Source organism: Sorangium sp. So ce1153, assembly GCF_051521595.1.
Taxonomy (GTDB): Bacteria; Myxococcota_A; Polyangia; order Polyangiales; family Polyangiaceae; genus Sorangium.
In genome coordinates, this window is the sequence record NZ_CP150361.1 from 7044399 (window position 1) to 7070275 (window position 25877).

19 protein-coding genes are annotated in these 25877 nt (G+C 73.3%); 9 read left to right on the forward strand and 10 right to left on the reverse strand.

Going from position 1 to position 25877, the window contains the following annotated elements; genetic code table 11:
- The first annotated feature begins 42 nt into the window (after positions 1-42).
- On the forward strand, positions 43-675 hold the full coding sequence (locus WME85_RS25350) for a glutathione S-transferase family protein (protein WP_437841840.1): 633 nt from the start codon (positions 43-45) through the stop codon (positions 673-675).
- 222 nt (positions 676-897) lie between these two features.
- Positions 898-1293 (forward strand): GFA family protein, encoded by a 396-nt coding sequence (locus tag WME85_RS25355; RefSeq protein ID WP_437841842.1) that lies wholly within the window; start codon positions 898-900, stop codon positions 1291-1293.
- 125 nt (positions 1294-1418) lie between these two features.
- On the opposite strand, the gene WME85_RS25360 is transcribed toward WME85_RS25355, so the two are convergent.
- Positions 1419-2954, reverse strand: coding sequence for a sigma 54-interacting transcriptional regulator (locus tag WME85_RS25360; protein ID WP_437841845.1), 1536 nt, complete (start codon positions 2952-2954; stop codon positions 1419-1421).
- Positions 2955-3009: 55 nt separating this feature from the next.
- Positions 3010-8001: an MG2 domain-containing protein gene (locus WME85_RS25365; protein ID WP_437841846.1), complete on the reverse strand. Its 4992-nt coding sequence runs from the start codon at positions 7999-8001 to the stop codon at positions 3010-3012.
- A 956-nt stretch (positions 8002-8957) separates the two neighbouring features.
- Between WME85_RS25365 and WME85_RS25370 the strand changes: the two genes are divergently transcribed.
- Both WME85_RS25370 and WME85_RS25375 read left to right on the forward strand, forming a co-directional pair.
- A complete protein-coding gene (locus tag WME85_RS25370) occupies positions 8958-9767 on the forward strand; it encodes a hypothetical protein (RefSeq protein WP_437841849.1) in 810 nt (269 codons plus the stop codon).
- Between the two features lie 176 nt (positions 9768-9943).
- Positions 9944-10906 (forward strand): bifunctional methylenetetrahydrofolate dehydrogenase/methenyltetrahydrofolate cyclohydrolase, encoded by a 963-nt coding sequence (locus WME85_RS25375; protein WP_437841851.1) that lies wholly within the window; start codon positions 9944-9946, stop codon positions 10904-10906.
- A 54-nt stretch (positions 10907-10960) separates the two neighbouring features.
- On the opposite strand, the gene WME85_RS25380 is transcribed toward WME85_RS25375, so the two are convergent.
- Complete coding sequence (locus WME85_RS25380) at positions 10961-11815, reverse strand: SDR family oxidoreductase (RefSeq protein WP_437841854.1); 855 nt, start codon at positions 11813-11815, stop codon at positions 10961-10963.
- Positions 11816-12114: 299 nt separating this feature from the next.
- Here WME85_RS25380 and WME85_RS25385 point away from each other — a divergent pair, with 299 nt between their 5' ends.
- Complete coding sequence (locus WME85_RS25385) at positions 12115-13059, forward strand: LysR family transcriptional regulator (RefSeq protein WP_437312026.1); 945 nt, start codon at positions 12115-12117, stop codon at positions 13057-13059.
- Positions 13060-13223: 164 nt separating this feature from the next.
- On the opposite strand, the gene WME85_RS25390 is transcribed toward WME85_RS25385, so the two are convergent.
- The 7 genes from WME85_RS25390 to WME85_RS25420 all read right to left on the reverse strand — a co-directional run bounded on the left by WME85_RS25390 (position 13224) and on the right by WME85_RS25420 (position 21674).
- Entirely contained in the window at positions 13224-14888 is a 1665-nt protein-coding gene (locus WME85_RS25390) for a protein kinase domain-containing protein (RefSeq protein WP_437841857.1), read from the reverse strand.
- Positions 14889-15027: 139 nt separating this feature from the next.
- Positions 15028-15864 carry a hypothetical protein gene (locus WME85_RS25395; RefSeq protein WP_437841859.1) on the reverse strand — a complete coding sequence of 279 codons (837 nt, stop codon included), beginning with the start codon at positions 15862-15864 and terminating at the stop codon, positions 15028-15030.
- Between the two features lie 218 nt (positions 15865-16082).
- Positions 16083-17384, reverse strand: coding sequence for a hypothetical protein (locus WME85_RS25400; protein ID WP_437841860.1), 1302 nt, complete (start codon positions 17382-17384; stop codon positions 16083-16085).
- 387 nt (positions 17385-17771) lie between these two features.
- On the reverse strand, positions 17772-18425 hold the full coding sequence (locus WME85_RS25405; RefSeq protein WP_437841863.1) for a hypothetical protein: 654 nt from the start codon (positions 18423-18425) through the stop codon (positions 17772-17774).
- An 8-nt stretch (positions 18426-18433) separates the two neighbouring features.
- Positions 18434-19189: an ankyrin repeat domain-containing protein gene (locus tag WME85_RS25410; RefSeq protein WP_437841865.1), complete on the reverse strand. Its 756-nt coding sequence runs from the start codon at positions 19187-19189 to the stop codon at positions 18434-18436.
- A 3-nt stretch (positions 19190-19192) separates the two neighbouring features.
- The gene (locus tag WME85_RS25415) at positions 19193-20422 is read right to left on the reverse strand and encodes a DUF4150 domain-containing protein (RefSeq protein WP_437841866.1); all 1230 of its coding nucleotides are present in this window, start codon (positions 20420-20422) and stop codon (positions 19193-19195) included.
- Entirely contained in the window at positions 20415-21674 is a 1260-nt protein-coding gene (locus tag WME85_RS25420) for a DUF2169 family type VI secretion system accessory protein (protein WP_437841869.1), read from the reverse strand. Before WME85_RS25420 ends, WME85_RS25415 begins: the two co-directional genes overlap by 8 nt.
- Positions 21675-21875: 201 nt before the next feature.
- On the opposite strand from WME85_RS25420, the gene WME85_RS25425 reads away from it, so the two are divergent.
- The 4 genes from WME85_RS25425 (at position 21876) to WME85_RS25440 (ending at position 25856) form a co-directional block, all read left to right on the forward strand.
- The gene (locus tag WME85_RS25425) at positions 21876-23801 is read left to right on the forward strand and encodes a DUF2169 domain-containing protein (protein WP_437841872.1); all 1926 of its coding nucleotides are present in this window, start codon (positions 21876-21878) and stop codon (positions 23799-23801) included.
- 426 nt (positions 23802-24227) lie between these two features.
- The gene (locus WME85_RS25430; protein WP_437841874.1) at positions 24228-25145 is read left to right on the forward strand and encodes a hypothetical protein; all 918 of its coding nucleotides are present in this window, start codon (positions 24228-24230) and stop codon (positions 25143-25145) included.
- Positions 25146-25285: 140 nt separating this feature from the next.
- Positions 25286-25675: a GFA family protein gene (locus tag WME85_RS25435; RefSeq protein ID WP_437841877.1), complete on the forward strand. Its 390-nt coding sequence runs from the start codon at positions 25286-25288 to the stop codon at positions 25673-25675.
- 40 nt (positions 25676-25715) lie between these two features.
- Entirely contained in the window at positions 25716-25856 is a 141-nt protein-coding gene (locus WME85_RS25440; protein ID WP_437841879.1) for a hypothetical protein, read from the forward strand.
- The last annotated feature ends 21 nt before the right edge of the window (positions 25857-25877 follow it).

Below are 25877 nucleotides of genomic sequence, written 5' to 3' on the forward strand. Positions count from 1 at the left end.
GGCGCTGCTATGAGGGGCGCACCGGACGGAGGTGCGCGAGCGATGTTGACGATCTACGGGTGCAAGGGGTGCGGCTCGGCCGTGATCGAGGCGGTCTGTGCGCTGCTCGGCGAGGAGTTCAAGCTCACCGAGGTGGCGCCCTGGGAGCCCGGGCCAGCCGTCGAGGAGCTGAGGGCGCTGAACCCGCTGCTCCAGGTGCCGACGGTCGTGCTCGATGACGGCACGGTGATGACCGAGAGCGTGGCCATTCTCCTCTGGCTGCTCGAGCGGCACCCGGACACGGAGCTCGCGCCGCGCCCGGGCGATCCGCGGCGCGCGGCGTTCCTGCGGCGGCTCGTCTACTTCCCCTCGGCGATCTATCCCATGTACACGGTGGGGGACTTCCCCGAGCGCTGGGTGAAGGGCAAGGCGGCGCAGGCCGAGCTCAAGGAGGCGACCGTGCAGCGTACGCTGGGCTGCTGGAGCGCGATCGAGGCGAGCTTCGGGGCGGGCCCGTTCTTCCTCGGCGAGCAGATGACCGTGCTCGACGTCTATGCATCCATGATCTCGCGCTGGCGCCCGGGCCGGGATCGCATCCGCGAGGTGGCGCCGCGCGCCATCGCCGCGGCCGAGCGCGCCGAGGCGCACCCGAGCGTCGCCCCGGTGATCGCGCGCAACTTCGGCGACGCAGCGTGACGCGGACGCCGGCGCCCACCCGAGGGAGCCCGCGCCGGCACAGGCGCGCCCTCGAGCTCACGACGCAGCAGCCGGAGCGGCGCTCGACGGAGGTGGAGGAGCGATGCTGGGTGGTGGCCGGATTTGAACATGAAGGCGGGAAGGCGAGAAGAAAAGATCAATGATCTTCCTGCCTTCCCGCCTTCATGTGAATCACTCCGGGGCAAATTGGGCCACCACCCGATGCTGAACGGGAGTTGCTATTGCGGTGCCGTGCAGTTCCAGGTCGACGACGCGTTCGGCTACGCGTTCTACTGTCATTGCTCGAGGTGCCGGCGGCGCACCGGCGCCGCCTGCGCCGCCATCGGCGGGATCGAGATCGACAAGGTCCGCGTCACGGCGGGCAGCGAGCTGCTCCTGCGGCTCGGGGAGAGCGAGGACGGCTACCGCTGCCTCTGCAAGCAGTGCTGTTCGCCCCTGTACGACGCGGTCCGCGGGCAGGCGTTCGCCCACGTGCAGCTCGGCGCGCTCGACGGCGTGCCGGCGAAGCGGCCTGATCATCACATCCACGTCGCCTCGAAGGCGGCCTGGCATCAGATCACGGACTCGTATCCTCGGTTCGACGAGTTCCCGCCGTAGGCCGGCGCTCCCGGCGCGCCGGGGTCCTCGAGGGCGATGGCCACGGCGGTCGTGAGCGAGAGAGAGCGCGCGTCGAGCCCCGCTTCGAGGCACGCGACGAGGATCGCGGGGCGCAGGGCCAGCGCTCAGCGCCGGATGTTGTACTTGTCCAGCTTGTAGAGCAGCGCGCGCCGGGAGATGCCGAGCCGCTTCGCCGCGCGCGTCTGGTTGTTCCCCTCGGCGGCGAGCGCGTCCTCGATGCTCTTCTTCTCCAGCTCCGCGAGGCGCGCGGGCATCGGCCCGGCCTCCGCCGGCGCGCCCGCGCTGGCCGGCGCGCCCGCGCTGGCCGGCGCGCCCACGCTCGCCGGCGCGCCCACGCTCGCCGGCGCGCCCACGCTCGCCGGCGCGCCCACGCTCGCCGGCGCCGCGCCGCCCTCGACCACGGAGGCCGGCAGGTGCTCGACCTCGACGACGCCGGCGTCGGCCAGCACGACGGCGTGCTCGACCGCGTTGCGCAGCTCGCGCAGGTTGCCGGGCCACGCGTGCGCCTCGAGCACCTGCATCGCGGCTGGCGCGAACCGCGGCGCCCGCTCCCCCATGCGCTCGGCGACCTGGCGCGCGAAGCGGTGCGCGAGCAGCGCGATCTCGGCGCGCCGCTCGCGGAGCGGCGGGACGCGGAGGACGAACGTGCTGATGCGATAATAGAGATCCTGCCGGAACCTCCCGGCCGCCACCTCGGCCTGCAGATCCCTGTGCGTGGCGCACACGACGCGCACGTCGAGCTCGATCTCCTGCGTGCCGCCGATCCGGGCCATGCGCCGGCTCTCGAGCACGCGCAGCAGCTTGGCCTGCATGGCGAGGGGGAGCTCGCCGATCTCGTCGAGCAGCAGCGTGCCGCCCTGCGCCGCCTCGAAGTAGCCGATCTTGCGGCGGTCCGCCCCGGTGAACGCGGCCTTCTCGTGGCCGAAGAGCTCGCTCTCGAGCAGCGTCTCGGGCAGCGCCGCGCAGCTGAGCCGCACGAACGGCCCCCCGGCGCGCGGGCTCGCGCGGTGGATCTGCTCGGAGACGACCTCCTTCCCCGACCCCGTCTCGCCGAGGACGAGCACCGTGGTCTGGGCGCGCGCCAGGCGCTGCACCACCTGGAAGACCTTCACCATCGCCTCGTCCGCGACGACGAAGCCGGCGCCCTGACCGGACGAGGGGCCCTCCAGCTCCACCGCCGCGGCCCCGGGCGGCGCCGCGTTGACGGGCGCCGCCGCGGCGATCGCGACGACGATCTCGGCCGGGCCGACGCGGATCACGTCGCCGCCGGCGAGGGCCCGCTCGGCCCCGCGCACGACGGCGCCGTTCACCGAGGTGCCGTTGCGGCTCCCGAGGTCGGCGAGCTCGAGGGCGTCGCCGCGCCGCGCGACGCGCGCGTGGTTGCGCGACACGCGGGGGTCGTCGACGCACACGGCGGACTCCGGCGCGCGGCCGATCGCGACGACGTCGCCGTCGGCCATGTCGATCACCCGCGCCGCGCCGTCGCCGGCGCGGACGATCAGGGACGCCTGGCCCGGCGCCGCCCGCTCGCCGGGCGCGCCCTCGGCGGCGTCCAGCTCGGTCGCGACCTCGGCCGCGGCGGGCGGCAGCTCGACGCGCGCCGGAGAAGCTGACTGTCGACGAGGATCTCGCTCCGTCATGCCGTCCGAAGGTTGCGCGAGTGTACGACGCCCGCGCAACCCCCGGCAACGGCGCTCACTCCCCGAGGACCTGCAGGGTCTGCGCCCCGGAGAAGCTCTGCTGCTCCGGCTGGTAGTACGGGTGCACCTCGGCGCCGCCGTCCTCGGCCTTCACCGGCATGGTCGCCTGCAGCCGGTACTGGAAGGCGGCCGCGCCGCCCGCGGGGATCTCCGTCACGTAGAGGATGAGCTGCTTGCCGGTGATCTCGAACCTCGAGAGCTGGCCCGCGGCCATGTACGCCTGGAGATCCTCGGTCAGGAGCTGGAAGCCCGGCGGGAGCCCGACGGTCACGAGGACCATGTTCTGCGCCGCGTCGGTCGTGTTCCGGACGTCGAGCGACGCCGTCACGATGTCGTCCACGTAGAGCTGCGTCTTGTCGTAGCTCACGCTGACCTTGAGCGGCCCGCCCCCGTCGCTCGGCACCGCGCTCCACGGCACGTTGTGGCGGCTCACCACGTTGTAGCTGAGCTTCCCCTCCCCCGCGAAGGACAGCGTGACCTCGTGCGCCCCGGTGGTCGCGAGGTGCGTGAGGTCGAGCGTCGTCATGACGTCGGACTGGTCCTCGCGCAGGGAGACGGTGCTCGTCGCCTCGCCGTCGACCTCGACCGTCAGCGACCCCGTGGCGCCCTCGGTCCCCTTGCTCGCGGCGAGGAGCAGGGTGCGCAGGCTCCAGATCGTCGCCTGCGTGGAGCCGAAGTTGCCGTTCGGGTCCTTCGACTGCGTCAGGAACTTCACGCCGCCGTCGGCGCTCGCCCGGTGCGCGCCCGCCGAGAGCAGCGCGTGCGCCGCGAGCGCGGTGGTCGTGACCTTCGCGTCGTCGCCGTACTCGTAGAACGACGTCTGCGTGCCGCCGTCGTCCCAGTAGAACGCGTCCCCTTCCGCCGTCTTCCGGTCGTCGAGGGCGTCGAGCACCCGGTCCGCCAGCGCGCTCGAGGGGTCGGCGACGGCGAGGGCGTTGGCCACGATCGCCAGCGTGTACAGGTCGTCGGTGGCCGGCTGCACCGCCCCGGCCAGGTAGCCGAGCCCCGCCGAGATCTGCGGCCCCGTGTACCCGGCGCTCGCGAGCGCCCAGAGCACGAAGGCGCTGTTGCGGAGCGTGCCCGTGTGGAAGCTGAAGAACTCCGTCTGATCGCCCTCCCACGTGCCGTCCGCCTTCTGCTGCCCGGCGAGCCAGGCGATGGTCCGGGCGAGCATCGCCGGGTCCACGGCGTGCACCTTGATCATGTCGGCGAACTCCATGACGCCGAACGCGGTGACCGACAGGTACGGGTGCCCGTCCTGCTCGCCGAACCAGGAGAAGCCGCCGCCGGGGTGCTCGAACGTGAGCAGGCGCTGGTACCCCGCCGAGATCAGCGACTCGGCCTTCATCTGGATCTCCGGGGTGATCTGGCCCGTCTGCTTCATGTACTGCGTCACGAGCACGTTGGGCCAGGTCGTCGAGGTGGTCTGCTCGAAGCACCCCGAAGGGACCTGGAGCATGCTGTCCATGCCGCTCACGACCTGCGACAGGAACGCGGGGTAGATCTCGACGTAGAGCTGGTTCGAGCCGACGACGGCGCCCTCGGGGAACGAGAGCGCGTGGCTCACGGCGCCCGTCTCGAGCATGCCCGACTGGCTGTCGGCGAACGGCTTGCCGTCCGGGACCACGCGCACGGTGCGGGCCACGGCGTCGGCGCCCTCGGTGCCCCGCGCCGTGACCGTGAGCGAGTTGACGCCCACGGTGTCGACGCGCACCGGGAAGCGGACGCCGCGCACCTCGCCCGGGGCGAGGGACACCTGCGTGGACGTCGCGCCGAGCGGCGTGTACCAGCTCCCCGGATCGAGGGTGAGATCGACCGTCTGCGGCGTCTCCAGGTAGTTGTAGACCGCGATCGGGAACTCGACCTCATCCCCGCGCGTGAGCGTCGCCGGGAAGCTCACGTCGACGAAGAAGTCCTGGAACACCTTGAAGCCGCTCTGCACGCCGCCGAGCTTGCCGTCGGCCGAGTTCGCGAGCGCCGAGAGCCGCCACTCGGTGATGCTGTCCGCGAGCGGGATGCTCAGGGTCGCCGTGCCGTCGGAGCTCGTGATCACGCTCGGGTTGACGTACAGGGTCTCCGGGAACTCGCGCCGGACGCGCGGCCCGCCGTCGCCGCCGCCGCTGCCGGTACCCCCGCCGGAGGCGCCGCCCGCCCCGGCCGTGGCCGCGCCCGTGTCCCAGCCGTTGCCCGCCCCGGTCGCGCCCCAGCCGTCGCCCTCGGCGGGATCGCCTCCCGCCGCCCAGTCCTGCACCGGCACGACGATCCCGAGGTCGTCGAACGAGAACGCGATCGACGCGTCGTCCTGGGTCTGCGCCACCTCGTCGGGCCCCGACGATCGCAGCGAGAACCCGCCCTGGCCGCCGACCACCTCGTACGCGTTGCCCCACACGTCATACGCCTTGAAGCGCTCGGTCGTCCGCTGCGCGAGCAGCTCGGTGTACATGCCCTCCGGCGTGCTGCAGAAGTACTGGGCCGGCTCGCAGCCGAGCGCCTTGAGCTCCTGCGCGGCGCCCGCGGTGGCCTCCGCGAGCCAGGGATTGAGCGCGTCCTTCTGCCGCCCGTGGAACGACGCGAGCTCTGTCTGCACCTTCGCCAGCACGTCAGGCCACGTGCGCGCCTGGAGGCCGGTGACCGAGCCGCCGGCGAGCGCGGCGAGCGAGGCCTGGGTCGTGCGCTGCGCGGCCTCGGCCTGCTCGGGGTCCTCGCTCGCCGTCGCGCTGAACAGCAGGTTCTGGAGGTTCGCTTGCGGGCCGTGGATCTCGTAGCTCGGCTTCGCGAACTCGTCCTCCAGCTCGAAGTAGGTGCGGAGCAGCCCGGGCTGGGCGTCGACCAGCGCGAAGACGGCCTGGTCGACCACCTGGACGCCGACCGCGGCGACCTTCGGGTTGCCGGCGTCGTCCTTGACCGAGAGCCGCAGCGTCGCCGTCTCGCCCGGCGCGTACAGCGGCTTGTCGGCGTCGACCTTGATGCTGAGCGCGCTGTCCCCGCGCGCGAAGACGGTGCGGCCCGAGCGGACCAGGTTGCCGTCGTCGTCGACGATGTACGCCTCGACCCGGTTGTTGCCGAGCAGGCCGGCGTCGACGGGCATGCTGAAGCGCGCGCGCCCGCCCTCGAGCTCGAGCGATCGCATGTCGACGGCCTGACCGTCGTTCAGCCAGTCGACGTAGACGCTGCCCGCCTCCTCGCTCGACTCGATGGAGACCTCGATCGTCTCGCCCGTCTCGTACACGGCGCGGTCGGTGCGCACGATCAGGTGCTCGCCGCCCGCCTGGGCCGCGAACGAGAACGACTGCGTCACGGTCCGGTCGCCCACCTTGGCCCGGACCTTGAAAGTACCGTCCGACGAGCCGGCCGGCTCGCCGGAGGGTTCGTCGACCGCCGGGCCGGCCGGCGGGGTGAACGTCACCGCCGCCTGGCCGAAGGCGTCGGTGCGCGCGGTGAGCCGCGAGCCGTCCGGCGCCTCGATGACCGCCTCCGTGTCGGGGATGGGCGCCCCGAGCGGGTCGGTGACGAAGAGAAGCAGGGTGTTGGGCACCCCGGGGACGAGCTCGCGCGCCTCGGGCACGAGCACGATGGAGGCCACGTCCGCGGCGACCTTCACCGGGATGGCCTTGGTGACCTGCTGGCCTGCCGTGTCCGCGACGGTGACCGTGAGCGTCACGGCCGCGTCGCCCTGCTCCAGCGGCAGGCCCGCGAGGCTCGGCGGCAGCGCCACGCTGAACCCGTAGTGCCCCTCGGCGTTGAGCTCGCCCACGATGCGCTGGAACGTCGTCTGGCCGACGTCCAGCGACGCGGCCTCGATGGTCACGCTGCCGCGGGCGACCGTCTTGCCGAAGAAGTAGCGCGCGTCGATGGTGCCCACCACCGTGTCGCCCGCGCTGTACCAGGGCCTGTCGGTCTTCACGGCGACCTCGAACCGCGGCAGCGCGTACTGACCCACGCTGACCGTCTTCTCCGTCGTCACCTCGCCGCTGACGAGGCGCACCTTGAACTCGCCGACGTTCACGATGGAGCCGATCTGGAACGTCGTCGCGGCGACGCCGAACGCGTCGGTCACGACGGGCTTCTTGAAGATCTTGTTGCCCTTGCCGTCCTCCACCTCGAACGTGATCGACTCGCGGACGAGCGGCGCGTTGTTGCCCCGCTCGAGCGCGAGCGCGCGGAGGTGGATTGTCTGACCGGGCTTGTACAGGGGCTTGTCGGTGGTGAGGAGCAGCTTCGGTCCTGGCCCCTCGACGGTGACGTGCTCGTCGATGACCGCCCTCACCCCGAAGCCGTCTGCCTGCGCCGAGACCGGGTGCTCGCCGAGCGCGCCGGGCTCCACCTCGAACACCGCCGCTCCCAGCGCGTCCGTCGTCCCGCGGAGCTGCCGCGCCGCGTCCCCCTCGCCCACCGAGAGCTCGACGTCCACGCCGGCCATCCCCTGGTAGGTGAAGGGGTCGGTCGCGCGCACGCGGTAGCTCGCGGGGCGCCCGCGCACGACGCGCGCCGGCCCCTCGAGCTGCACGTCGTAGGGCGGGATCACCCGGAGCAGGCTCCGCGTCACGACCAGCCCCTCCTCAGACCCGTCGTCGATGCGGACGAGGTACCGCGCGAGGTTCGGCTGCGCGCTCACGGACGGCGCCTTCAGGCGGGCCTCCGCGGTCGCCCCGGCCGCGCTCGGGACCTCGATGTCGACCTCGGTCGTGCCTTGTTCCTTGTCCGCGTCGATATCGACGAGCGTGACGCGCAGGTGGCCGCGGGTCGCCCCGGCGGTCAGGTTGCGCACCGGGATCTGGAGGCGCAGGTCGCCCTCCTCGATCACGCCCCGCAGCTTGGCTTCGTCGACCTCGATCATGCCGTTCTTCGGCTGATCGGGGCGGCCAAACGTCTTCGGCGGTGCCTCATCGGAAGAGCAAGCCCCCGAGAACGCGCCCGCGAGCGCCAGCGCGGCCAGCACGTGAGGGGAGCTCCAGCGTCGGCGGAGAGCATCGAAGCGTACGCGCATAAGTCCAGTCCTCCCGAAGGCCCTGGCACACATCCAGCGGCCGGCGCGTAGGTTGCATCAGGCGTACCAGCGACCGATAGCAGCAAATCCGCGGGAATATCGCGCGCAGGGTACGGGAGTGTGCCACGGTGTGCCCGGGATCTGGCTCACCTGGCGGTCCGGCGCGGTTCTCCGGGGGCACGGCGCGCCGGGGCGGAGCTCGTTCCGGAGCTGTCCCGGGTCCGCGGGGCGAGGAGGATCGCCCTCCCCGGCTGCGCCCGTGACATCGAGCCGTCCCAGCTCACGTGAAGCTGATCGCAGGCCCCCGGCAGATGGAAAGAGAGTGCCCCTCAGGCACGGCAGCGGGCGGTCCAGCACTGACACCCAACACTCCCGGACGATCTGTCGCCATCAGCGACGATACCGTCAGCGTGCGGGCCAAGCATTCGAAGAGAGATTTTAACCACAGAGGCACAGAGGACACAGAGGAGAGAGAAAGAAAAGAGCCATTTCTCCTCTTCTTCTCTGTGCCTCTGTGCCCTCTGTGGTTGTCTCCTTCCACTGTCGGGCGTTCCAGGCTGACAATGGAAGCCTCTGGTGAATGCAAGAGGCACCGCGCGTGGGTTTGTGGGTTTGACGCCAACACATCCACGCCGACTCGCGGTCATGGGCTCACGCCGACTCGCATCACCGGTGAGTCTTCGCGCACCGGCGAGCTTCGATGACCGAGGAGCGCGCGGCAAGGTCGCGCGGCGCCTCGTCTCCAGGATGAGGTCGCCAGGCTCGCGCATCCGCGCTCACCGGCGCCCCGTTCGAGGCGCGTTGGGGACGCATCTGCCAGGCAGACGGCGTGCCGCCCCGCGCCGACGACGCGCGCTGCGCCGGGCCATGAAGTTCGCCGGCCCTCCACTGGACATCGACGCCTGCCCGTCTCAGGCTCTCGATCGAGCACGAGGCTCTTGGTCTGAGGAGGAATCATGCAGATCGACTTCGAGATGCCCGTGACCGCCGAGGGCGGCCTCGATGCGGGCGTGCTCGACCGGGTCCTGGTCGACCGGGAGCGCGGCGTGGTGACCCACGTGGTGCTCCGTTCACCGCTGGCGAGCGAAGAGCTGCTTGTCTCGATGGACCTCGTGCAGGGCACGGCCGGGGGGCGCCTCCAGCTGCGGCAGGGGCGAGACGAGCTCCTGGCGATGCCCCGGTATTACGAGGGGCGGACGACGGCGCAGCCGGCGGGGCGCGTCGACACCTCGCTGGTGCCGCAGCCGCCCGAGCGCAGGCAGGAGCTGGAGGAGGCGCTGGGGGTCACCGACGATACGGTCGAGCTCGGCCCCGAGACGCGGGTGATGACCGCCGACGAGGCCGAGGCGCAGCTCATCGGCGTGGGCGCGAACGACCCCGGCAACGACATCTCGCGGCTCCGGGTGCGCGGCCCCGCGGGCGCCGAGGCCGACTTCCCCGCCTCCTGGATCAGCGTCATGCGCGAGGACGTCGTGGCGCTGACGGTGACGCGGGACGACGTGCTGCAGGCGCGCCCCCTGCCGAGGCGCCGTGACGGGAACCTCGCCGACCTCGAGGGGCTCTCGGGCATGGGCGGGCTCGACGGCGACACGCCCGAGGAGGTGTTCGGCGCGGACTTCGTCGACGAGCTGCGCGACAAGGGGGGCATGGTCCTCAACGTGCCCGGCACCAGCGGCCCCGCCGGCGAGGCGACCGACAACCGCGCTGCAGAGCCCGTCGCCGCGGGCGCGGCGGCCGGCGCGGAGCGGCGGCACCCGTCACGCTGAGTCAGATGGCGAGTCGCGACACGGCGCTCCGGTGAACTCCGCGCCATGGAACGTCCGAGTCGTCGCGCGTGGACTCTACCGATGACGCGATGACGCGATGGCGCGGCGCGAGGTGGGCGAGGTGACGCAGCGTGACGCGCGCGCGGCGGCCGGAAACTTGACAGCGATGCTGGCGCGTGCTCGTCTCCGCCCCCAGGATGGACCCGCACCACAAGCCGCCGAGCCCGGATGCTCGCACGGCCAGCGTCATCGATCCAAATGTCGTGGCGGAGCAGTTCCGCCGCGAGGTCCGGGAGGAGCTCGCCGCCCTGCCTGAGCCCCTGTTCCTCGTCGGCGTGCTCGCGGCGGATCACGGCCCCTCGTACACGTACGCGGAGTACACGCGCAAGGCGTGCGAGGACGTGGGGGTCCGCTTCGAGATCCGCCACGCCACGCGGCTCAGCGCCGAGGCCGCCATCGGCTCGGCGAACGCGGATCCGGGCGTGCACGGGATCATGGTGTATTACCCGATCTTCGGCACGGAGCAGGACGTGTACCTGCGGGACAGCGTCGATCCGTCCAAGGACATCGAGGGGCTCCACACGTTCTGGGCACGTTGCCTGTATGGCAACCAGCGCTTCCTGGACGAGGCGAGGACGAAGAAGGCGATCCTGCCCTGCACGCCGCTCGCGATCCTCAAGCTGGTCGAGGCGGCCGGCTTCTTCGGCGGGGGCGAGCGGCCGCTCGCGGGCCGGAGCGTTTGCATCTTCAACCGCAGCGAGGTGGTCGGGAGGCCGCTCGCGAGCATGATGGCGCACGACGGAGCCCACGTGACCTCGTTCGACATCGACGGACCGCTGCTCTTCGTCCCCAGCCCGTCCGGCGACACGCACGAGGTGCACGAGACGACGGTGGACCGGGCGAGCGCGCTGCGGCAGGCGGACATCGTGGTGACCGGCGTGCCCTCGCGGAGCTTTCCTCACGTGCAGGCCTCCGAGATCCGCGAGGGCGCCCTCTGCATCAACTTCTCGACCTTCAAGAACTTCAGCGACGATATCCAGAGCAAGGCCAAGGTGTTCGTGCCGCGCGTGGGGCCCATGACGGTGACCATGGCCATCCGCAACAGCCTTCGGCTCTACAAGAACGCCCACCAGGGCTGAGCCCGGACCGCAAGAACGCCCAGCGGGGCTGAGCCCGGCCCGCCCGCGGCGGCGTCAGTCCCCCGTCCACGCCCGCGCGTGCTCGCGCGCCCAGGCCTCGAAGGTCGCCGGCTTGCGCCCGGTCACGCGCTCGACCGTGTCGGTCTGCGCGGCGCCGTTCCCCGCGCGGATGCGCTCGATCAGCTCGCCGAGGGCGGCGGCGAACGGCGGGGGCATGCCGGCCTCGATCATCCGCCGCTTGGCTGCCTCGACCGAGACGTCCACGCGCCGGAGCGGCGTGTCGAGGACGCGCGCGAGGATCTCCACCTGGTCCGGCGTGCTGAGGAGCTCGGGGCCGGTCACCTCGAGCGCCTGTCCCAGGAAGTCTCCCGTGACCATCGCGCGCGCGGCCACAGCGGCGATGTCGCGCGGGGCGACGGGCGCTGTCTTGCCGTCCCCGTGAGGGTTATAGACGACGCGATCCGCCTTGATCGACCGGGCCCACTGGAAGGTGTTGGACATGAAGGTGCCGGGCCGGACGAACGTCCACGGGAGCCCGGATGCCCTGACGAGGTGCTCCCGCTCGGCGTGGTGCTTTGCGAGCTGCACCGTCGGCGCGCCGGCGCTGAAGCTCGACAGGAGGACGACGCGGGGCGCGCCGCTCGCCTGCGCCGCCGCGAGGAAGTGGCGGACGTGATCGATGCCCTCCGCGCCGCCCACCGGCAGCAGGAACGCCGCCCGGACGCCCTGGAGCGCCGGCGCGATCGTGTCCTGTCGCGCGAGGTCTCCGACGGCCTTCTCGACCTTGTCGCCCCAGCGGGCCACTTTGCGCTCATCGCGCGTGAAGACGCGGACCGCCTCGCCCGCGTCGAGGAGCTCCTCGACGACTTCCTTGCCGACGTTCCCTGTGGCACCCGTGACCAAATACATGTGTGTCTCCTTCCGGGTGGCTCCCTCCCGAGCGCGCCGCGCGGCCCGGCGCGGCACGACTGACTCGATCGCTCCCGCGCTCACGGGACAGCGTTCGAGTCGTGCCGCGCGCGCCCTCGCATTGCGTGCGTGACGCGTGCACGACGCGTGCGTGATGCGTGAACGATGCGTGCGTGATGCGTGCACGACGCGTGCGTGACTGGGGCGAGCCACCCTCTCTGGACAGAGCTTATGGCTGTTCCATACGCCTGATTAGTCTTGACCGGCAGGAAGAATAGTTCCATGGGTGGAACAATCCGATGCTCCCCGACCTCAACGAGATCGCTGTCTTCACCAGGGTGGTCCAGGCGGGCAGCTTCACGCGGGCGGCGCGCGAGCTGGGGATGCCGAAATCGACGGTGAGCCGGAAGGTGTCCGAGCTCGAGGCGCGGCTCGGCGCGCAGCTGCTCCGGCGGACGACGCGCAAGCTCAGCCTGACGGACGTCGGCACGGCGTACTACGAGCGCTGCGCGCGCATCGTGGCCGAGCTCGACGACGCGGACCGGACCGTGACGCAGATGCAGGACGGGCCGCGCGGGCTCCTGCGGGTCACGGCCCCGCTGCACTTCGGGTGGGTGGGCGGCGTCGTGGCCGAGTACCTGCGGGTCCACCCCGAGGTGAGCGTGGAGGTGGTCTGCACCGATCGCGTCGTCGACCTCGTCGCGGAGGGGTTCGACGTGGCGCTGCGGTTCGGCGCGCCCAGCGACACCTCGCTCGTCGCGCGGCGCCTCGGGGCCTTGCCGCGCTACCTGGTGGCGGCGCCCGCGTACCTCGCGCGGCGCGGCGCCCCGCGCGCGCCGGCGGATCTCGCGGGCCACGATGTCGTCGCGTCGGCCGGGGCGCGCGCGGGGGAGCCGCCCGGCGCGCGGTGGGTGCTGCACCGCGGGGCGCGGCGCGCGGAGGTGCGGGTCGCGCCGCGGGCGACGGCGAACAACCTCGAGGTGCTGCACCGGGTCGTGCTCGCGGGCGTGGGCATCGGGATGCTGCCCGCGATGCGCTGCGAGCAGGACGTCCGCGAGGGGCGCCTCGCGCGCGTGCTCGACGAGTGGAGCCCGGTCGAGGTGCCGCTGCACGTCGTCTACCCGGGCACGCGGCACCTGTCGCCGAAGGTGAAGGTGTTCCTCGACCTCGTGCGCGACCGCATCGCCCCCGCGCTGCGCGACCGGCGGGAGGCGCGGGCGGGCGCCGGGCGGAGCAGCGCCTGAGGCGGCGCCGTGGCCCTACCAGGGGGCTTCCGCGGCGCCGCCGCGCGCGGGAGCGTCCTGGCGAGGCCGGGCGGCTTCGCACGGGGTCGGCGGGGTCGTCCTGGCGAGGGCCGGACAGGGTCACATGGGGTCGGTGGGGTCGTCCTGGCGAGGGCCGGACAGGGTCACATGTGGTCGGTGGGGTCGTCCCGGGGGATCCTCGGCCGGGTGGGCTGCGGCGTGCCCTTCGTGGAGGACGGCGACGGCCGCCGAGGCGCATCCACGGACGCGGGCGCGGCGGCCGGCGCCGCGGGGGCCGAGGAGGCGCCTGGCGCGGCGGAAGCGCTGTGGGAGGCCGCTGGCAGGGGCTCCGTCGCCGTGACGACGGGCGCGGCCGCCGGGGGCGCGGCGGCGGGCGGCTCGGAGGCCGCCTGGTCGAGGCGCGGCGCCGGCGCGTCGCCAGGCGCCGGGGCGCGGAGCACCGCGTACGTGCCGAGCCCGAGCGCGAGCGCGAGCGCCCCGAGGGCGAGCGGGACCCAGCGCCGGCGGGCGCCGGCCGGCGGCACGATGAGGGTCTCTCCGGAGGGGGCCAGCGTGCTGGCGGTCGCCTCGAAGGGCGGCGCGCCACCCTCCGCGCCGCCGCTGCCGGGGGAGCGGTGCGGGACGGAAGCGGCCCCGCCCCGCAGCGTGGACGCGAACGCGTCGGGGCTCGCGGCCATCGCCCCTGGGCCTGCGGCCACCATCGCCCCTGGAGCCATCCCGATCGCCCCTGGAGCCATCCCGATCGTTCCTGGAGCCATCCCGATCGCTCCCGGAGCCACCCCGATCGCTCCCGGAGCCACCCCGATCGCTCCCGGAGCCACCCCGATCGCTCCCGGAGCCATCCGTATCGTTTCTGGGCTCGCGACCGCCGTCCCCGACGCGCCGTCGTGGCCTGCGAGCGGGTGCAGCGCTCCCTCTGCCGGCGCCGACGGCTGGGGGGCTCTGATCTCCGCGCCGGGCAGGTGGATCGCCGCATGAAAGGCCTCGGCGAGCTCGCTCGCGCTCTGGAAGCGGTGCTCCGGGTCGCGCATGAGCGCGCGCGCGAAGAACCTGTCCACCTCGGGCCCGAGCTCCGGCGCGAGGCTCGACGGGAGGGGGAAGTCCTCCGTGCAGATCGCCACGAACACCTCGCCGATCTCCTCGCCCGGAAAGGGGAGACGGCCCGTGAGGCAGCGGTAGATGATCACCCCGACCGACCAGAGATCGCTCCGCCGGTCGAGGGACTTGCTCCGGCGCACCTGCTCGGGGCTCATGTAATAGGGAGAGCCCACGAGCGTGCCCGTCTTCGTCTCCTTGCCGGCCAGCAGCATGCCCTCCGCCTTCGCGATCCCGAAGTCGAGGATCTTGACGAGCTCGTCCTCGTCCTGGCGCGAGAGGAAGAGGTTCGCGGGCTTGAGGTCGCGGTGGATGATCCCCGTCTCGTGCGCGCGGCGCAGGGCCTTGCACACCTGCGTGACGATGGTCAGCGTGGCCGCCCCGGTGAGCCGCCCCTCGCGCGCGAGCCGCGTCTCCAGGTCCTCGCCCTCGAGGAGCTCCATCACGAGGAACGGCGTATCGTCCTCGATCCCATAGTCGTGCACGTGGACGACGTTCGGGATCTTGAGCTGCGCCGCGGCCCTCGCCTCGCGCTCGAAGCGCGCGCGCGCGGTGGTCGAGGCGGCGTACTCGGACGCCATGAGCTTGACCGCGACGCCGACGTCGAGCTGGAGGTGCCGTGCCACCCAGATCGACCCCATGCCGCCCCGCGCGAGCATGCGCTCGAGGCGGTATCGACCCGCGATGACGCTGCCTTCTGCGAGTGAAGTCATGAGCCTCGGCCTCTCGCTGGGAGTACGCATCCAGGGGCCTGGGAGTCAACTCTCCGGGGCGCCTCGCGATCAACGAAGCAGGCGGATGCGCCGCCCGCAACAGGATCCGGGCCAGCGCGAGATCGCGCGAGCGCGCCGCCTACCTGCCCCTCGGACGCCTCGTCGCGCTCGCGGCGTCGGGCGGCGCCGCCGCGGCGGAGCCTCGCCCCGCGCCCTGCGGCGCCCGGAGCTCGCTCGCGCGCGTCCGCCGCGCGGGAGGGCTGCCCTGCGACGTGAGCTTCTCCAGCGACGCCTGCACGTCGGCGCGCACGTGCGGCCCGAGGAGCTTCTCCGCCATGGCGATCAGGCGCCCGGCGAAGGTGGCCATGATGCAGCCCGCGCGCTGGTCGTCGCGATCCGGCGACCCGGAGCGCCGGTAGTGCCGCCCGTAGTCGCGCGTGATGGCCCCGAGGTCGCCGCCGACGTGCACCGCCTGCCTCATGAAGAGCCTCGCCGCGCGCTCGTTGGCGATCGGCGGCATCTGCGCGAGCGTCAGCGCGACGTCGGTCCTGCCCACGGCGAGCAGCATGGAGGTCACGCGCTGGCGCGCGATCTCGACGAGCCTCGGCGCGAGGGCGTGCTCGTCGAAGACGTGGACGCCCGCCGGGACGAGCGCTCTTCCTCCGTCACCGAGCTCGTTCAGGAACGCGTTCAGCACCGGCGAGCGCGTCGGCTCCGCGTGCAGGTACTCCCGCGCGCTGCCCGCCGCGGGCGCGCTGCCCGCCGCGGCCGCGCCGGCTGGCGCCGGATCCGGGCTGGCACCGGGCCTCGCGGCCGCGTGGGGCCGCGCCGCCCGCGCCCGCCGCGCCCGCTCGAAGTGCCGCTCCGCGCTCCCGGCGCGCTCCTTCTCCGCGGCGGGATCGGCCGCGTCGAGCAGCGCGGCCAGCCCGGCGGCTCGCGCGGCGGTGACGTGCGGGAGGGGTTTCTGGCTGGACATTCGCGCAGGGGTTTTCTCGGCCGGGAGCCTTTTCGGGCGTGTACCACGCCGTGCGAACAGTTGTACAGCACTGAACCCCGGTTCCAGAGCTCACGCACGCTGGGGTGCCGCCATGGCGAGGCGGCCCATCGAACGGAGCGCAGCGCCAATTCCGCGCGTCAGAAATCCCTGCCAGCGGTCTGCCTCGCGCGCGAAGTAGCGAAGAGAGAACTCGACCCCTACTCCTGTGAGATGTACGCGACCAGAAAGCACATCTCCTGGGTCGTGCCCTCGCCCCAGGCGACATCGCGCGGAGGGTCGTTGTACTGATCGGGGCTCGCGGCCGAGTTGTCCCACGTGCACTCGGTCACGAGCCGCTGTCCGGGCAAGAGCGTCACCGGCTCGTCGAACATGTAGAGCGCCTGGTGGTGGAACTCGAACGCGCCGCGCGCCAGGCACGATGGGGCGCCGGCCTCGTCCTCGATCCACGCGTTGTACGAGCGCCCGAGCAGGTGCATGTGCGGCAGCAGGCCGTAGATCTTCGTCGGCGCCCCGACGCTCTCGAAGCTGGATCGCTCGGTGTGCGCCGCGGCGCCCGCGGGGATCGTGAACGGCACCGGGCCGAAGACGTCCATCGTGACCTCCGTGTCGAGCTCCCCGGGCGCCGTGCGCAGGTGGTAGCTCGACCGGTCGACCGCGCCGAGCTTGCGCGGAGAATAGTAATGGATCTGGAGGACGAGCTGGTCGTCGGGCGCGATCCGGAGGCCGGTGCCCGCCGGGAACTCGGTCCGCCCTCCCCCCGGCGCCCAGGCGTGGAGGAGCTGCCAGTCGAGCTCGAGGACGGGCTCGCGGCACGCGAAGCCCTTCGCCCCCGGCGGAGCGCCGTAGCCCGCGCCCGCGTCGTGCCCCTGGTCCCGGTAGAGCCCCATGTGGTGCACCACCTCCGGATCGCCAGGCAGCGCCTCGAGGCTCGTGATCCAGGCCGGCGCGTCGAGGGGGTTGTCGAGGATCATGCAGTAATACTCGTTGCCGTCGGCGTCGGGCGCGACCTCGTGCGCCTCGGGCATCTCGAGCACGACGTCGGGATCGCCGAGGTGGGGAGCCGGAGGGCCCGGCGGCGGCGCCTCCGACGGATCGCCGAGCGGGGCGCCCGCGCTCGCCCACGCGGCGAAGCGCTCGCGCTCCGCGGCGTCGAGGTTCATCCGATCCGCGCCCGTATAGGGACGGCACGAGGGGTCGAGCGCCGGCGGCGGCATCTCGCCGCTCGCCACGCGCGCGGCCATTCGCCCGGAGAGAGCGCGCGCCGTCGCCGCGTCCGTGAGGGTCACCCCGCCGACGCCGCCGCTGTCATGGCATGACGCGCACGCGCGCTGCACGAGCGGCTCGATGTCCCCGTGCCACGTCACCTGCGCCTCCGGCTCCGGCTCCGGCTCCGGCTCCGGCTCCGAACCTGTTCCGCACCCCGCCACGGCCAGCGCCAGGAGCGCCACCGCCGCGAAGCCCACCGCATACCGCCCCCGCTCGCACCTCGAAGAAGCCATCTGACCACCTCCTCCCGCGCCGCAGCGCGAAGCCCGTCGAGCGCCTCGCCGGCCGACCCAACAGACGACTTAATCCAATGTTTAAAACATATGTTTTAAATCGTCAAGGAGGCGAACTCCACTTCGGCGCGTGGCGCGAACAGGAGCGGCGTCCGCGGGCGGCTCATCGCGGCCGCACCGCGCGCGCACGCGGGGCGCGTATCGGGCGCGCCTCCGGGGGTAGCTCTCCGCGGCGAGGCTCTCGGCAGGGGCTCAGCGGCAGGCGGTGCGCACCACGCCGGGCCGCCTGCACGCGCGCGCCTCCGGGGGCAGCTCTCCGCGGCGAGGCTCTCGGCAGGGGCTCAGCGGCAGGCCGCGCGCGCCACGCCGGGCCGCCTGCTCACGGGCTCACTTCCGGATCTGTGCGCCGTCGTGCCTGCCCTGCTTGCCCTGGATCAGGCCCAGCGCCTTCTGGACGTCCGCGAGCACCGACTGGAGCATCGCGAGCACCGGCGCGTTGGCGCCGCGCATCTGCGCCATGGTCGCGGCGTTCTCGACGGCCTGCACGGCCTGCGCCGGCGACGGGGCGCTCCCGGCGAGCGCCGCGATCCGCTCCCGCGCCGCGCCGAGCGAGAGCTCGTGCACCGGCTGGCCGCGCGGCCCTGACACAGCCATCGCCTGCTGCAGGATCTCCTCGGTGATCCGGCGCGTCTGGAACTGATCGGGCCGCGGCGGCCTCGCCATCGCCTCGGGCGAGGCCCGCAGCAGGTGCCCGAGCTCGGTGAGCCGGGCGGCGAGCGCCTCGCGCGACGCGACGTCCCCGGGCCCGAGCGCGCCGTCGCCGGCGCCGGCGCCGGTCAGCCGCGCACCGCCGCCCTGGCGCGGCCCGCCGCCGCGACCCGCGCCGAGGAGCTGCCGCAGCCGCCCGCCGAGCTGCTGCCACCGCGCCGCGAGCTGCTCGACCCCCTCGGAGAGCTGCACGACGGGGTTGGCCTGCTCCGGGGGCACCGGGCGCGCCGGGGACTGTCCGACGATGCGTCCGATCGTGTTGCCCGTCGCCATCGATCACCTCACCGCGCGTGGACGACCGGGACGATCGGCTCCTCGCCGCGCTGCCGCATGCGCTCGCGCTCCACCTCGGGCGGCGCGGGCGGCCACGCTACCCCCGCCCGCGCGATCCTGTCGCGGAGCGCCGCCATCCTCAGGAGCGCGGGCGAACCCGGGAGCTGCCGCGCCATGAGCTCCGAGAGGACGTGCGCGAACGACTGGCCGAGGCGGTTGACCGCGCCGGGATCGGCGCCGCGGTCGAGCAGCTGATCCACCTGGTCGAGCTGCAGGGCGCGCAGCGCGTAGGTGATCGCGGGCGTCCCGAGCGAGTCGCGGGCGTTCACGTCGGCGCCGCGGTCGAGGAGCAGGCGCATGTTCGCGGCCGTGGGCTCGGCGGCGGCGCGGAACAGCGCCGGCGTGTGGCCGCGGCCGACCCGCGCGTCGGGGGAGACGCCGCCGTCGAGCATCGCCCGCAGGAGCTCGGGGCTCTTCGCGAGCAGCGCCAGATCGAGGGCGCTCGAGAGGCCCGGCACCACGCGGTGCACGTCGGCGCCCGCGCGCACGAGCTCGGTCACGATCTGCAGGCGCTCGGGCTCGAGCCCCGACGCCCGGTGCATCGCGAAGGCGAGCAGCGTCATGTCCTCCGCGCCGGGCATGTCGAGGTCGGTCGCCGGCGCGAGCGCGCGGACGGCCGCGAGGTCGGCGGCCGCGACGGCGCGCGCGAGCTCGCGCTGCGGGCCGAGGAAGAAGCGGTCAGGGTCGGGCGGGCGCACGGCCATGGATCAGCACACCTTTCCGGTCTTCTCGGCGATCTTCCTCTGGTCTTCCTGCTTCTGCCGCTCGATACCCTTGAGGACGTCGGGCATCAGGTGACGGTTGTACGGGTCGAGGCTCGACGCGGGCAGCTGGTGCCGCGTGCCCACGGCGTCGGGCGCCAGCGCGCTCAGGCCGATCTTGGCGAGGGCGCCCCACAGGCCGCCCGCCGCGAACGCGGCCGCGGTGCCCTTCCACCCCTGCTCCTGCATGCCCGTGAGCGCCTCGTCCTGGACCTGGTAGGCGGCGATGTCCGTCGGGCGCTCCGTGCCGCCGTAGCGCGTCACCGTGCCCGCGTTGAGCCCCGCCGCGTTGAACGTCCAGCCCTGCGCGCCGGCCGCGGTCGCCGCGGCCGACGCGAGGCCGCCGCCGAGCGAGTGCCCCGTGTAGTCCACGCTGCTCCCGAGCGTGTTCCCCACGCGGACCGCGTCGCGGTAGTACGGCGAGTCCATGTTGAGCCCCTGCGCGAAGTTGTTCTGCCAGTCCGCGCCGCCCTGCGTCCCCCGGAAGGCCACCGTCGGCCGCTGATCGCCGCCGAAGACGTAGGGATCGGGCTCGTAGAGCCGGGTGGCGTCGGGGCGGCTGCCGTCGAGGTCGCCGGGCGTGAGCCCGTAGCGCGCGAGCGCCTCGGGGTCGTCGCTGATGTCGCGCCAGCCCGTGGGCGCCGGCCTCGACGGGTCGTACACGTGCTCCGAGAGGGCGGCCTTCTCCGCGGCGATGTTGTTGCGCTCGAAGCGCTCCGCGGCCTCGCGCGTCGCCGGATCCTGGCTCTTCTTGCCCTCGGCGATCTGCTCCTTGCGGCACCTGTAGCGCGCGGCCTTGTCGGCCCTGTCCTGCGCCGCCTTGTCGCCGTTCATCTGCGCCATGTCGCCGTGGCGCACGACCGGCTGCGCGTTGACCCGGACGCTCGGGCTGTGCTCCTGCGACCAGCTCTGCTGCCCGACGGTGCCGCTCACGACCCCCGTCGCGGTGCCCGGCTCGTCGCCCTCGGTGGTGGGCATCACGGTCCGGTCGTGCTTCTGCACGGGGCCGAAGTTGGCGTGGACGTTCTCGCTGGCGTCGAGGGCGGGCGCCAGCCTGGAGACCACGTTGTAGGGCACGGGCGGCGTGCTCGACCCCATCGGGGTCTTGCAGACGTCGGGCGCGCACGACACGGCCATCCACGGCTCCTGCTTGCGCGAGAGGACGTTCTCAGCCACGCGCCGCCTCCAGCTTCAAGAGCGGCGCGCGCGGGTCGAGCTCGAAGCGCGCCTCCATGCGCTCCACGCCGAGCGCGCGCGCCACGAGCGCCCGCCACACGCACGTCACGACCATCGCCTCGGCGTCCACCGTGAGCGTGTCGAGCGCCGCGGGCACCGGCACGGGGAGCCCGCCGATCCACGCGAGCGCGAAGGCCCGGTGCGGCGGCAGCTCGAACGCGACGCGCCCGTCGCGGGCGAGCTCGGGGCGCGCGAGGTTCCAGAGCTCGACGCGCAGGCCGGGGCCGGGGTGCGGGATCTGCTGGTCGTCGGGCGCCGCGTTCCAGTAGTCGAAGGAGAAGTCGTCGGGGAGGAACGGGTGCCGGCCCTGCACCCACGCGTCGTTGTAGGTGCCAGCCCGCTGGAGCCGCGGCGTCCACGCGCGCCCCACGCACCCGAGGCCCGCCGGGCGCACGCCGTAGCCCTCCGCGAGCTCCGCCATCGCGGGCGCCTCCACGGCGTGCGGCGGGTGCGACGCGACGACGAGGCGCGTCACCCTGCCGTCAGGCCGCTCGATCTGCGGCGCGGGCACGCGGTCGGGCGCCGGCGCGCCGGCGTCGCTCAGCGCGCCGAGGTGGCGCGACTCCATCCACCCGCAGCCGACCGGGTTCGTGAAGCACACCTCGTCGAGGAGCGGGCCCCGCCCGGGCTCCGGGGCCGGCACGAGGCTGCGCCCGCCGAAGGCGTGCTCCCAGCGCACCGGGACGCTCGCGGCCGGCTCGGGCTGCGTGAGGCGAAAGCCCTCCGCCGTGCGCTCGAACCACCGCGGCCCGCACACCTCCACGGCCTTGTCCACGAGCGCGCGCCTCGCGGGCGCGGGCGCGGGCGCGCCGGCGTCGCCCCCGCCCCCGGGCGGCGGCTCGCCCGGCGCCGTCACGCGCAGCCGGGCCGTCCAGCGCTCGGCGGGCTGGCCCCCGGGCGCCCACGCCGTCGCGCGCACGAGCACGTCGCAGCGCGGCTTGAACGGGGCGAGATCGCTCTCGGCGCGGACGCTCGACGCGTTCGTCTCGCCCTCGAACACGTCGCGCAGGTGGAGCTTGCCCGCGTCGTCGCCCGGGAGGAGCTCGCAGCGGTGGGTCGTCGCCTCCCCGTCGCCCCCGGCGGCGGCGAGCCGGTAGGCCGCCTTGAGCACGAAGACGTGGTGCTCCTCGTCGCTGGCGTCGAGCGCGCCGTAGGCCAGGGCGTCGAACGGCGTGAGGTTCCGGCACTCCATCGTCGCCCGTTGACGCTATCGAAGCGCACACCGGCCTTCAACGGCGACGCGCCGCGGCGACGGGGCCTGCGGGGCGCGAGGCGGGGAAGCGCGCCCGCCCGCGTCCGGCGCCGCACGGCGGGGTGTCCAGCGCGTGACCAGGGAGCGACGGGGGCGCTCGCTTCGCCGGAAGGCTCGCGGCTCGGGTATCCTCGCCACGCGATGGACGTCGTCTGCCAGGGGTTCCTGCGCGCGAGCACGCTGGTGTGGCGGCTGAGACCGGACGCATGGGCGCTCACCGTCGCGTGCCGGGCGCACTTCGAGCTCGCGCCCGGCGAGTCGCCGCTGACCGGCGCGCCCATGGCCCCGCCGGAGGGCGAGGACGACGAGCGGCGGTACGTCGAGCCGTGGGGACCGGTCGCGCCGCTCAAGCGGTGGGGAGAGGTCGTCGTCGTGGGCCACGCGCACGCGCCCGAGGGCACCCCGGTGCGATCGCTCGTCGCGCGCCTCGCGGTGGGCGATGTGGACAAGGCGGTCCAGATCCGCGCGGACGCGGGCTTCACGCGCGGGCCCGCCGGGTTCGGCCCGATCCGGCCGGAGTGGCCCGGCCGCGCGCAGCGCCTGCGCCGGCACGCGGCAGGCTGGGATCACGCGCGCTGGGTCGAGCGCCCGCTCCCCGAGGACATCGACACCGCGTATTTCAACGTCGCGCCTCCGGACCAGGTGACCGACGAGCTCACGGGCGCGGAGCGGATCGTGCTCGAGCACCTGCACCCGCGCTTCGCGCGGCTGATCACGCGCCTTCGCGCGCCGGCGCTGCGCGCGTTCACGACGACCTACGGGCTCGAGCAGCGGGTGCCGCTCCGGTGCGACACGCTCGTCATCGACGCGGATCGCGGCGTCGCGGCGCTCGTCTGGCGCGGGCAGCTGCTGCTCGATCACCCGCAGCGCGAGGGGGTCGTGGTCGTGACCCACGACGAGGCCGCGCCGAGCAGCACGGGCACGATGGCGCCCCCGCTCTCGTCGAGATCCGCCGCGGCGCTCCCGTTCCAGCGGACCTCGGCGCCGGCCGCCAGCGCGGCGCCGGCCGCGGACTGGGCGCCGGACGCGAACGGGGTGTGCGTGCCGGCGTCGCCCGCGGCCTCGCGCCCCGTCGAGGAGGAGGACCCCGCGCAGACCCAGGCGCCAGCGCTCGAGCCCGCGAAGAAGGCTGCGCTCCCGTTCCACGCCGGAGGGCCCTCGCCGCTCGATGACGCGCCGGAAGGAGGGCCCTTCACGCTGCGCCGCGCGGCGGACCTGCTCGGACCGCCGCCGTCTCCGCCGCGCGCGGGGGACACGGCGCCGCCGCCGTCGCTCGCCGGGGACACGGCGTCGCCGTCGCTCACGGCGAGCGACGCGCTTCACCCCGACGCGCCGCCCGCCTGGCGCTTCTCGACAGCGCCGCCGCCGCCCGCGCCGTCCGCACCGCCGCCACGCGCGACGCCCGCGCCGCCCTGGCCTTCCGCACCGCCGCCGCCCGCGACGCCCGCGCCGCCCTGGCCTTCCGCACCGCCGCCGCCCGCGCCGCCCGCGCCGCCCTGGCCTTCCGCACCGCCGCCGCCTGCGCCGCCGCCGCCCGCGCAGCGCCGCGTCGCGGAGCCCGCTCCGGCGGAGGAGCCCTCCCCCGCTGCGGTCGCCCCCGAGCAGCTCCCGGCCGGGCCGAGCGTGGCGCCGGCGCTGCCGGTCGACGAGTACCCCCTCGCACGCTGCGCGGCGATCGCGGCGCAGCTCGCGCGCCGGCCGGAGTCGCGCGACGCGATCCTCGAGGCGGAGGCGCTCGCGCCGGACACCTGGGAGGCGCTGCACGCGCACTGGCTCGACGCGATCCGCGCCGGCGCGGCGCGCGGGAGCAAGGCGCTGCTCTCGGCATACGACGCGGCCTATGTCGGGGCGCTCGAGGCCGAGCGAGGGCCGATCACGGCGGGCGAGTACGCGCGGCTGATGATCGCGGTCGAGCGCGGGACCGACAGAGAGGCGCTCGCAGACCTGAGGCTGCCGGAGGGGGTGACGATCCGGCTCCGGCGCGTGTGGCTGGAGCGGATCGTGAGAGATCCACAGGCGGCCCAGGAGGTGCGCAAGGCGATGCGCGAGGCGGGGCAGGCCTCGTAGTCGGGCAGGCCGGCGGGTCGCGGCGTCGATCCGCGCGCGCACGCAGGCGACCTGAGCTCCGGCGGCGTCGGGATCTCCCGCACCGGAGGTCGAGGCGGCGCCAGGGTCTCAGCGCTCGCCGTCGCCAATTGACCACATTCCGGTGTGCCGGACATCCGCGCGTGAAGACGGCATTGCTCACCGCGCTTCGGGCAGCGTACCTCGTCCGGTACCATGAACGACATGCCACGTCGGACGAGGCCAATCGACGTGAGCTGGTCCGGCGGCTTCGGTTGACCGATCGACCGACAGTTGGGCCGGCGTGGCATGGAGCGGAGAGCGGTGGCGGTCACCCTCCGCCATGGCGCCGCCACCCCTGAGCTGGAGCTCTCCTCGCGTTCTCCCGTCCTTTTGTGCCGGCATGGGGTGTGCTCAAGGCAGAGCGTCATGCCGACGCTCGAGCACAACGCCCTCGTCGAGATGTTCCGCGAGCACCCGGAGCTTGCGCCGCGCTTGCTCGAGACGCTCTTCCACATCGCGGTGCCGCCGCACGCCTCCATCGCTGTGGTCGAGTCGTCGCTCGACCAGCTCATCCCGGTGGAGTTCCGCGCCGATCTGGTGCTCGAACTCCGAGACGCGAGCGGCGCGCTCGTGCTGGCGATCGTCTTCGAGGTCCAGCGCGACGTGGACCCAGACAAGAAGTTCTCGTGGCCGACGTACGTCACGGTCGTGCGCGCCAGGAAGCGCTGCGACACGATCGTCCTCGTTGTCGCGCCGGACGCCGGCGTGGCCGCCTGGGCGGCGGAGAACATCGACCTCGGCCTGGGCCTCGGCAACGTCGAGCCGCTGGTGCTCGGTCCGGCCGTCGTGCCCGAGATCACCGACCCAGCCGACGCGGAGGGCGAGCCGGAGCTCGCCGTGCTCTCGGCGGTGGCGCACGGCAACGGGCCGAACGGGCTCACCGTGGTCCGGACGGCGCTCGTTGCCCTCGGCCGGCTCGACCAGGAGCACGCGCTGGTCTACTTTCAGCTCATCTGGAACGGGTTGCGTGAGCCCATGCGGCAGGCTCTGGAGGCGTTGGTCATGGAACGGCAGATCGAAGGCGAGGCGACCATTCCCCCATTCGTGCAGAAGCTCATCGATCGCGGCAAGCTCGAGGGAATGCGTGAGGGCAAGCTCGAGGGAATGCGTGAGGGCGAGCTCAAGGGCAAGAGGGACACGCTGCTGCGGCTGCTTGCGCGCGCAGGGATCGCGCTCACCGAGAACGAGAGCGCGCGCGTCCGGGCATGCACGGATGTTGCGACCCTCGACCGCTGGATCGACAACGCCCTTGGGTCGAAGACTGCCACCGAAGTGCTCTCCTGATGGTCGATGGACGCAGCCCAACAAGGCGATGAACCAGACGGGCCTGGCCCGCTGATTATCGCCATGGCGCTGGGCAGACAGAGAGCAGCGACGGTAGGACGATTGGTCGCTCAACCTTGCGTTCGAAGAAGGAGTGAGCTGTGCACAGCGGATCATGTCTTTGCGGGGCTGTGAGGTTCGAGGTTGCCGGCGCTCTGCCCCCGCCCGATGCCTGCCATTGCTCGCAGTGCCGCAAGCACTCCGGTCATTTCTTCGCGTCCACGGACGTTCCTCGCGCCGCCTTGACGATCCACGGCGCCGACAAGATCACCTGGTTCCGCTCTTCCGAGAAGGCGCGACGGGGCTTCTGTTCTGCGTGCGGCTCTTCGCTCTTCTGGGACCCGATCGACCAGAAGAAGCACGACTGGATCGGCGTCGCCATGGGCGCGTTCGACATGCCCACGGGCACCAGACTGAGGATTCACATCCACGCGGCCGACAAGGGCGACTACTACGAGATCGCGGACGATCTACCGCAAAACCAGCATTGAGCAGCCCATCGCCTGCCATGCGAGCTCAGCGAGCGGTTCGATGATGTCAGATGGCCCCGTCCATCCGAGCACGCCGGAGCTCCGCCCCATTCGGGAGCTGTCCCCGGACGCGGTCGCGCCGTTGCTCGAGGCGAGCGCCGGCGAGGGGTTCCGGTTCGTGGCACGGCTCGTGGCCGAGTGAACGGCGAGACGCCCGAGCCAG

Excerpts from the sequence above, each read along its gene's own strand:
- WME85_RS25350 (WP_437841840.1), top strand. The coding sequence starts at position 43 with ATGTTGACGATCTACGGGTGCAAGGGGTGCGGCTCGGCCGTGATCGAG.
- WME85_RS25410 (WP_437841865.1), bottom strand. The coding sequence starts at position 19,189 with ATGGCCGTGCGCCCGCCCGACCCTGACCGCTTCTTCCTCGGCCCGCAG.
- WME85_RS25380 (WP_437841854.1), bottom strand. The coding sequence starts at position 11,815 with ATGTATTTGGTCACGGGTGCCACAGGGAACGTCGGCAAGGAAGTCGTC.
- WME85_RS25365 (WP_437841846.1), bottom strand. The coding sequence starts at position 8,001 with ATGCGCGTACGCTTCGATGCTCTCCGCCGACGCTGGAGCTCCCCTCAC.
- WME85_RS25370 (WP_437841849.1), top strand. The coding sequence starts at position 8,958 with ATGCAGATCGACTTCGAGATGCCCGTGACCGCCGAGGGCGGCCTCGAT.
- WME85_RS25420 (WP_437841869.1), bottom strand. The coding sequence starts at position 21,674 with ATGGAGTGCCGGAACCTCACGCCGTTCGACGCCCTGGCCTACGGCGCG.
- WME85_RS25390 (WP_437841857.1), bottom strand. The coding sequence starts at position 14,888 with ATGACTTCACTCGCAGAAGGCAGCGTCATCGCGGGTCGATACCGCCTC.
- WME85_RS25400 (WP_437841860.1), bottom strand. The coding sequence starts at position 17,384 with ATGGCTTCTTCGAGGTGCGAGCGGGGGCGGTATGCGGTGGGCTTCGCG.
- WME85_RS25405 (WP_437841863.1), bottom strand. The coding sequence starts at position 18,425 with ATGGCGACGGGCAACACGATCGGACGCATCGTCGGACAGTCCCCGGCG.
- WME85_RS25425 (WP_437841872.1), top strand. The coding sequence starts at position 21,876 with ATGGACGTCGTCTGCCAGGGGTTCCTGCGCGCGAGCACGCTGGTGTGG.
- WME85_RS25395 (WP_437841859.1), bottom strand. The coding sequence starts at position 15,864 with ATGTCCAGCCAGAAACCCCTCCCGCACGTCACCGCCGCGCGAGCCGCC.
- WME85_RS25360 (WP_437841845.1), bottom strand. The coding sequence starts at position 2,954 with ATGACGGAGCGAGATCCTCGTCGACAGTCAGCTTCTCCGGCGCGCGTC.
- WME85_RS25440 (WP_437841879.1), top strand. The coding sequence starts at position 25,716 with ATGATGTCAGATGGCCCCGTCCATCCGAGCACGCCGGAGCTCCGCCCC.
- WME85_RS25385 (WP_437312026.1), top strand. The coding sequence starts at position 12,115 with ATGCTCCCCGACCTCAACGAGATCGCTGTCTTCACCAGGGTGGTCCAG.
- WME85_RS25355 (WP_437841842.1), top strand. The coding sequence starts at position 898 with ATGCTGAACGGGAGTTGCTATTGCGGTGCCGTGCAGTTCCAGGTCGAC.
- WME85_RS25430 (WP_437841874.1), top strand. The coding sequence starts at position 24,228 with ATGCCGACGCTCGAGCACAACGCCCTCGTCGAGATGTTCCGCGAGCAC.